Origin of the sequence: Leptolyngbya sp. Heron Island J (assembly GCF_000482245.1) — a bacterium.
GTDB lineage: Bacteria > Cyanobacteriota > Cyanobacteriia > Phormidesmidales > Phormidesmidaceae > Leptothoe.
In genome coordinates this window covers 41,518-47,813 of sequence record NZ_AWNH01000025.1, presented here as the reverse complement: position 1 = coordinate 47,813, position 6,296 = coordinate 41,518, and the positions used below count along the sequence as shown (strand labels likewise).

The following is a 6,296-nucleotide window of genomic DNA, read 5'->3' as shown; positions in this document are numbered from 1 at the left end:
GAGTTTGAGCGACTATGACCAAAGCTACCAAGACTTTATCTGCGTCGTCTCAGCCTTCAGCATAGAGCGTGGAGAGGTCGTCGCCTTATCCCCGATGCGCAATGGTCAAACGAGTGAAGTCGCGGTGGTTGAGGAGCTGCTCAAACAGCTTGAGTTAACGGATGTGTGTATCAGTCTTGACGCCTTACACACGAAAAAAAACCGTTGAGGCCATCTTGGCCAGTGGTAACGACTACTTAATTACGGTCAAGGGCAATCAGCCAAAGCTCCAGCAAGCCATCGCATCCGCATTTGAGCACTCCATTCCGACCCGGACCGTTTGTGAGCGCGACCGTTCCCATGGGCGGGACATCACTCGAACGATCAGCGTCCTGCCACCGCCGTCCGACATTGACCCAGCGTGGGTGGGTCTCCAGGCAATTATCAAAGTGGAGCGAGTCGGGTATCGTGGACAGACACCGTTTTCAGAAACTCTCTTTTACATGAGTTCTCGGATGGAGGATGCCCCAACCTTAGCCCACCGGGTCCGCCACCATTGGCATATTGAAAACCGATTACATTGGCCCAAAGATGCAGTCTTCAGAGAAGACTGGGTGCCGGTGTGTGATGGGCATGCCCTAACCAACTTTGGGATTCTCCGCACCGTAGCTATCAACCTCTTCCGAAGAAACGGATTCGACTCCATTACACACGGTATTCGAATGGTCGCACACGATATCGAAAAACTATTTTCCTTTTTTCAATAGATCAGCCCTGCGTCCAGGGGGGAGGGTATGCCTTATCCCACCGCCCCCCGCTGCTTGCCACCATAGGCTTTCCAGGCCAGATCAATCAGCCCGTTTACAATCGCCACCGCCACCACAGTGCTACCCTTGCGCCCCCCAATACAGATACTGGGCATCAGGCTATCTTTAAGGCGAGACTTGGTCACCTCTGCTTCCAAAAAACCAGCCGGTGTGGCGATGACTAACGCCGGTCGAATCACGTCAGTTTCAATCAGCTGCACCAAACTATCTAACGCCGGTTGCGAATGACCGATAACAAAGATCGCTTCTGGGTAACGCTTAGCCAGCGTTTCAATCCCCCAGGCCGCTTTAGACTGATCCTTTTGCGGTCGTGTAATCGCATCCATTGCGCTGTACACCGGATTCGCAAACGTTTCTTGTAGCCTGGGGGTAATACCCGCCTGGGCCATCGGCCCATCCACAACAACAGTAGTCCGCGCCGCTAAAGCCGCCGCCCCTGATGGCAGTGCCTGATCCGAAAACTGAATGAGATGCTTATACTCATAGTCTGCAGTGGCATAAATGACCCGTCGCACGATTTCATACTCGGCTGGAGCAAATGTATGCTCACCTATTTCTTGATCAATGATGCGTAAGCTCCGTGCATCAGTAACGTGCCATTCCATAAGTGCTGCCTGCGGTTGCCGCTAATTCTCAATAGACTAGCATCGTCAGCTGTTTTTCTGGTATTCGGGCAAGTGAATCCGTAGTGTCGATATTTTTTTGATGGGCAGTCCAGAGACACACCAACAAATTAAAACACTTAGCATAAGTAAAAATGCTTATTCCAAACCTCTGATGCCCTAAGGCTTTAGAGCCATTGACCAGAGTCAAATCAACCTGTTTTTAGATCGACCCGCTGGTGTTAAGAGACCTTGAATCAACCGTTTGAGGTGATCTACCCAGTAAGAAAGGTGCCCCCTTGGTCTGATATTCTGAAGCTATCAAAGGCGCTCACATTAGTCTTAATGCCACTGTTGGTTCTAGGAACGATTCTGGGTAGGTGGCAAGTAGTGCCTCCTCATAGATGTCCCGACAATCAGCAGTGCCGTCTTCAGCCACGTCCAAGTTGAACCCTGTAGGTTCCCCTATCGGGCCTCTATCGGAGAATGCCAGTTTTGGGCGTGGTCAAAGTTGAAAAACAGCAGGCAGTTTGGAGGAAATACGCAGTGGAAAGTACCCTCGGTTTAGAAATTATTGAAGTCGTCGAGCAGGCTGCGATCGCATCTGCTCGGTGGATGGGTAAAGGGGAAAAGGATATTGCTGACGAGGTGGCTGTAGAAGCCATGCGTGAGCGCATGAACAAAATTCACATGCGCGGCAAAATCGTTATTGGTGAAGGTGAGCGTGACGATGCTCCTATGCTTTACATCGGTGAAGAAGTGGGCGTTTGCACCCAGCCCAATGCCTCTGAAGTATGTAATCCCGATGAGCTAATCGAAATTGACATCGCCGTTGACCCCTGTGAAGGTACTAACCTTTGCGCTTACGGTCAGCCTGGTTCCATGGCTGTACTGGCCATTTCCGAGAAGGGTGGTCTATTTGCAGCCCCCGACTTCTACATGAACAAGCTAGCCGCTCCCCCGGCAGCTAAAGGCAAGGTAGACATCACCAAGTCTGCCACTGAGAATCTGAAGATTTTGGGTGAGTGTCTAGACCGCGCGATTGATGAGCTGGTAGTTGTGGTGATGAAGCGTTCACGCCACGACGACCTAATTAAGGAAATCCGTGATGCCGGTGCTCGCGTTCGTCTAATCAGCGATGGTGACGTATCTGCAGCTATCTCCTGCGGATTCTCCGGTACTAACACCCACGCTCTGATGGGTATCGGTGCTGCACCTGAGGGTGTAATTTCTGCTGCCGCTATGCGCTGCTTAGGTGGTCACTTCCAGGGTCAGCTAATTTACGATCCTGCCATTGTAAAAACTGGCCTCATCGGTGAGAGCAAGGAAGCTAACCTCGCTCGTCTAGCAGAGATGGGGATTTCTGACCCCGATAAGATCTACAGCGCTGAAGAGCTTGCTTGTGGTGAGACTGTACTGTTTGCTGGCTGCGGTATTACTCCTGGTCTATTGATGAACGGCGTCCGCTTCTTCAAGGGCGGTGCTCGTACTCAGACTCTGGTAATTTCCAACCAGTCCAAGACTGCTCGCTTTGTGGACACCATCCACATGGCGGACAACCCCAGCTACGTTTCCCTTAAGTAGTCTTTAGGGTCTCCCCTCCTTGGAGGGGCAGTGGGGTGGGTCTCAACACTTAGGCTTAAGCGGTTAACTCACCCCGCCTACGGCACCCCCCAGGAGGGGATAGGCCAGAAATATTTTCTTTAGAAGACACTCTAGCCGTTGACAAATGGCTGGAGTGTTCTTGTGTCTGTATGTCATTTAGTAACAGTTAGCACTGTTTGATGGACTTTTGTTGAGAAACCTTGAGTTGGGGGTCAGTTTTTCTCTAATTTCAATAGGGAGCAAAACCTAGCGAAATATCGCTAGAATGCTGATCTCATCACTGTTAAAGACAATTAATTACTGCGATCGTCCGGGACGTCGGGCATTTAATAAAAACATCTTTTTGGGAGGAAGAATGAATATTGCCGTTATTGGCCTTAGCCATAAGACTGCACCGGTCGAGGTTCGAGAAAAACTCAGTATTCCTACACCTAAGATCGAGGGTGCGATCGCAAAACTCACCAGCTACCTCTACGTTAAAGAAGTTTCTATTCTCAGCACCTGCAATCGTCTAGAACTACACGTCGTCTTAGGTGATACCGAAAACGGCATTCGCGAAGTCACCCAGTTTTTGGCCGAGTATGGCGATGTCCCCATTGATGAACTGCGCCCTCATCTGTTCATCTTGATCCAGCAAGACGCCATCATGCATCTGCTGCGCGTTTCCTCCGGTCTAGACAGCCTAGTCCTAGGCGAAGGTCAGATTTTGGCCCAGGTCAAGCACTCTCTAGCCGAAAGCCAGAAATATAAAGGTGTAGGTCGTATTCTCAGCCGTCTGTTTAAAGACGCCATTAAAACTGGTAAGCGAGTTCGTACCGAAACCAGCATTGGTACCGGCGCAGTATCCGTCAGTTCCGCTGCCGCTGAGCTAGCCCAGATGAAGATCCCTGACTTCACCGATTGCCATATCACCATTATCGGTGCTGGCAAAATGGGTCGCCTGCTGGTCAAGCATCTAGTCTCCAAGCGAGCAGTCAACATCACCTTGCTCAACCGCAGCATCAAGCGAGCTGATGATCTAGCCGCCGACTACAGCCATGTCAAAATCAAAACCGGCACCATGGACATCATGGAAGCTGCCGTCACCAAGGCTGATATCGTCTTTACCTGCACCTCCTCCGATGAGCCCGTTCTACACCGTGACAACGTGCAGCCTTGTTTAGCCGATCGTCCCCTTAGCCTGTTCGACATTTCTGTGCCCCGGAACGTGCATAAGAATGTTGAGGAGTTAGACGGTGTAAAAGCCTATACCGTTGATGACCTCAAAGAAGTTGTCGCCAAAAATCAGGAAAGCCGTCGTCAGATGGCCCAGGAAGCCGAAGGTATTTTAGAGCAGGAACTGAACCAGTTTATTAAATGGTGGAATTCCCTCGACACCGTTGCCACCATCAGCAGTCTGCGCACTAAGGTAGAAGCCATCCGCGAACAGGAACTGGAAAAAGCCCTCTCTCGTCTTGGTGCTGACTTCTCTGACAAACATCGCAGCGTCGTCGAAGCCCTGTCTCGTGGCATTGTCAACAAGATTCTGCACGATCCCATGACCCAACTGCGGGCGCAGGAAGATGCTGAGTCCCGGAAACAAGCCATGGAAACGTTACAGGTCCTCTTCAATCTAGAAGAAAAAAAAGCAGCGGCCAGACGTTAGAGAATAAACGTTAATCGGTAGAACATACTTATCTGGTAAAAATATTGTATTCCCCGTAGGGGCATTGCATGCAATGCCCCTACGGCTGTTTTTATCCCCCACATTTTTGAGCCAATCATTTTGAACCAATCATTATGGTGCTGACATCATTACGCCTCTTTTTTCCTATATTGCTGGCCGTTATCTGCCTTGGGTGTACCCAGCCCATCGGCACTGCTGACGGCCTCTATAGCTACAAACAACCCAGCAGTGACGGCATCGGCAAAGTCTACATGGGTCGCGAAATTTCTCAGGTGATGGGTCATCAAGGAGCCTACTGGTTAGAGCGCCCTAGCCGAGAAGCAGAAGAACGCCCTGACATGGCTGTCGATGCACTAGGGTTAAGCCCGACTGATACGGTGGCCGATATCGGTGCAGGGACAGGCTACATGAGTTTTCGGATGGCGAGAAAGGTATCCGATGGACAGGTCCTAGCGGTAGACCTGCAGCCAGAGATGGTTGAGCTGTTGGCAGCAGCTCGCGATGAGCAGGGCATCACCAATGTGCAAACCGTCCAGGCTGAAGAGGATAACCCTCATTTGCCATCAGCGCAGGTAGACCTGGTGCTGATGGTGGATGCTTATCACGAGTTTGAGGCTCCTCGGGAGGTGATGACAGGGATAGTAGATGCGCTGAGGCCAGGTGGTCGTGTGGTATTGGCGGAGTATCGGGCCGAGAATCCGTTGATTATGATCAAGCGCTTGCACAAGATGAGTGAAAAGCAGGTCAAAAAGGAAATGGCAGCAGTGGGCCTAACCTGGGTAAAGACAGATGAGCGTTTACCTCAACAGCACCTATTGTTTTTTGAAAAAGCGGCATAGGAGAGTTGGCTAACTTCGTTGGAGACGCTTCGCGAACGGCTGCGCTCAGCAAACTTCTGTATCCGAGAACTGAGCGCAGCCGAAGCCCGGCTACCATACAGCCAACTTCTGTATCCGAGAACTGAGCGGAGTCGCAGTTCGTCCATCGCGCCGACACCCGAGAACTGAGCGAAGTCGAAGTCCGAATTACCATAGCAAGACACCATCCGGCAGATCTGATTTCACATTCAAACCAGTTCAGACTTTCAGAACTTCGACCTTTTTGACAACAACAATCTTGTTGCCAGTTGCACCCTCAGCGAGATTGCCAATCTCACACGCGGATGCAGGCCTGACAGGCTAATTGAAAATGCAGGAATGGTATTCCACGACATTCCTGCAAGATTGTTTTCTGTATGCTGATTCAGTCAATCAATCTGACTGGTCGTATTAGCAAACTTGTTATTCTTTGATAGCTACTCGTTTGGTCAAGATCACCATCACTTCATTGGGGCGTCCGGTGGAGATGGGTTTACTCCAGTCGTTGGGCTCAGCATAGTGTCTTTTGTGCAAGTCTTGGAAGTGAGGCGTACCCCGGTGAGACTGCCAAAAACCAGGTGTCGGACAGTTTCGTATTGATGCTCAGGTAAAGGAGTATTCCCAAAAACGGACGCAGCTGCGCCCTGGGTGATATCGAGAAGCATAAGCTTTGGTCTCCAGATGTTTAGGAAGAAACCACAGCTCAAAACTTAGCTACCCCGATTAGCAGAAAGTTTCTCTCTAATGATGAGCTTATATC

7 protein-coding genes are annotated in these 6,296 nt (G+C 50.5%); 5 read left to right on the top strand and 2 right to left on the bottom strand.

Annotation, left to right across the window (positions count from 1 at the left end; genetic code table 11):
* Together N836_RS77455 and N836_RS48040 are read left to right on the top strand one after the other, a co-directional pair.
* Window positions 1-208, top strand: a 208-nt coding sequence (locus tag N836_RS77455; RefSeq protein ID WP_023071856.1) for a hypothetical protein, incomplete at its 5' end; no start/stop codon positions are given.
* Window positions 162-746 (top strand): ISAs1 family transposase, encoded by a 585-nt coding sequence (locus N836_RS48040; RefSeq protein WP_051394543.1) that lies wholly within the window; start codon window positions 162-164, stop codon window positions 744-746. The genes N836_RS77455 and N836_RS48040, both read left to right, overlap by 47 nt.
* 32 nt (window positions 747-778) lie before the next feature.
* Here N836_RS48040 and N836_RS48035 read toward each other — a convergent pair whose 3' ends face one another.
* The gene (locus tag N836_RS48035) at window positions 779-1,411 is read right to left on the bottom strand and encodes a precorrin-8X methylmutase (RefSeq protein WP_023071854.1); all 633 of its coding nucleotides are present in this window, start codon (window positions 1,409-1,411) and stop codon (window positions 779-781) included.
* A gap of 543 nt (window positions 1,412-1,954) precedes the next feature.
* Here N836_RS48035 and glpX point away from each other — a divergent pair.
* From glpX to N836_RS48020, 3 genes are all read left to right on the top strand, one after another.
* A complete protein-coding gene (glpX, locus tag N836_RS48030; protein ID WP_031292166.1) occupies window positions 1,955-2,992 on the top strand; it encodes a class II fructose-bisphosphatase in 1,038 nt (345 codons plus the stop codon).
* A 286-nt stretch (window positions 2,993-3,278) separates the two neighbouring features.
* Window positions 3,279-4,658, top strand: a complete 1,380-nt coding sequence (locus tag N836_RS48025; RefSeq protein ID WP_327058685.1) for a glutamyl-tRNA reductase — start codon at window positions 3,279-3,281, stop codon at window positions 4,656-4,658.
* A gap of 134 nt (window positions 4,659-4,792) precedes the next feature.
* Window positions 4,793-5,518 (top strand): class I SAM-dependent methyltransferase, encoded by a 726-nt coding sequence (locus N836_RS48020; RefSeq protein WP_023071851.1) that lies wholly within the window; start codon window positions 4,793-4,795, stop codon window positions 5,516-5,518.
* A gap of 479 nt (window positions 5,519-5,997) precedes the next feature.
* On the opposite strand, the gene N836_RS74500 is transcribed toward N836_RS48020, so the two are convergent.
* The gene (locus N836_RS74500; protein WP_235071061.1) at window positions 5,998-6,201 is read right to left on the bottom strand and encodes a hypothetical protein; all 204 of its coding nucleotides are present in this window, start codon (window positions 6,199-6,201) and stop codon (window positions 5,998-6,000) included.
* Window positions 6,202-6,296 lie beyond the last annotated feature (95 nt).

Coding starts and splice junctions, on each gene's coding strand:
- N836_RS48040 (WP_051394543.1), top strand. CDS start 162: ATGTGTGTATCAGTCTTGACGCCTTACACACGAAAAAAAACCGTTGAG.
- N836_RS48035 (WP_023071854.1), bottom strand. CDS start 1,411: ATGGAATGGCACGTTACTGATGCACGGAGCTTACGCATCATTGATCAA.
- N836_RS48025 (WP_327058685.1), top strand. CDS start 3,279: ATGCTGATCTCATCACTGTTAAAGACAATTAATTACTGCGATCGTCCG.
- N836_RS48020 (WP_023071851.1), top strand. CDS start 4,793: ATGGTGCTGACATCATTACGCCTCTTTTTTCCTATATTGCTGGCCGTT.
- N836_RS74500 (WP_235071061.1), bottom strand. CDS start 6,201: ATGCTTCTCGATATCACCCAGGGCGCAGCTGCGTCCGTTTTTGGGAAT.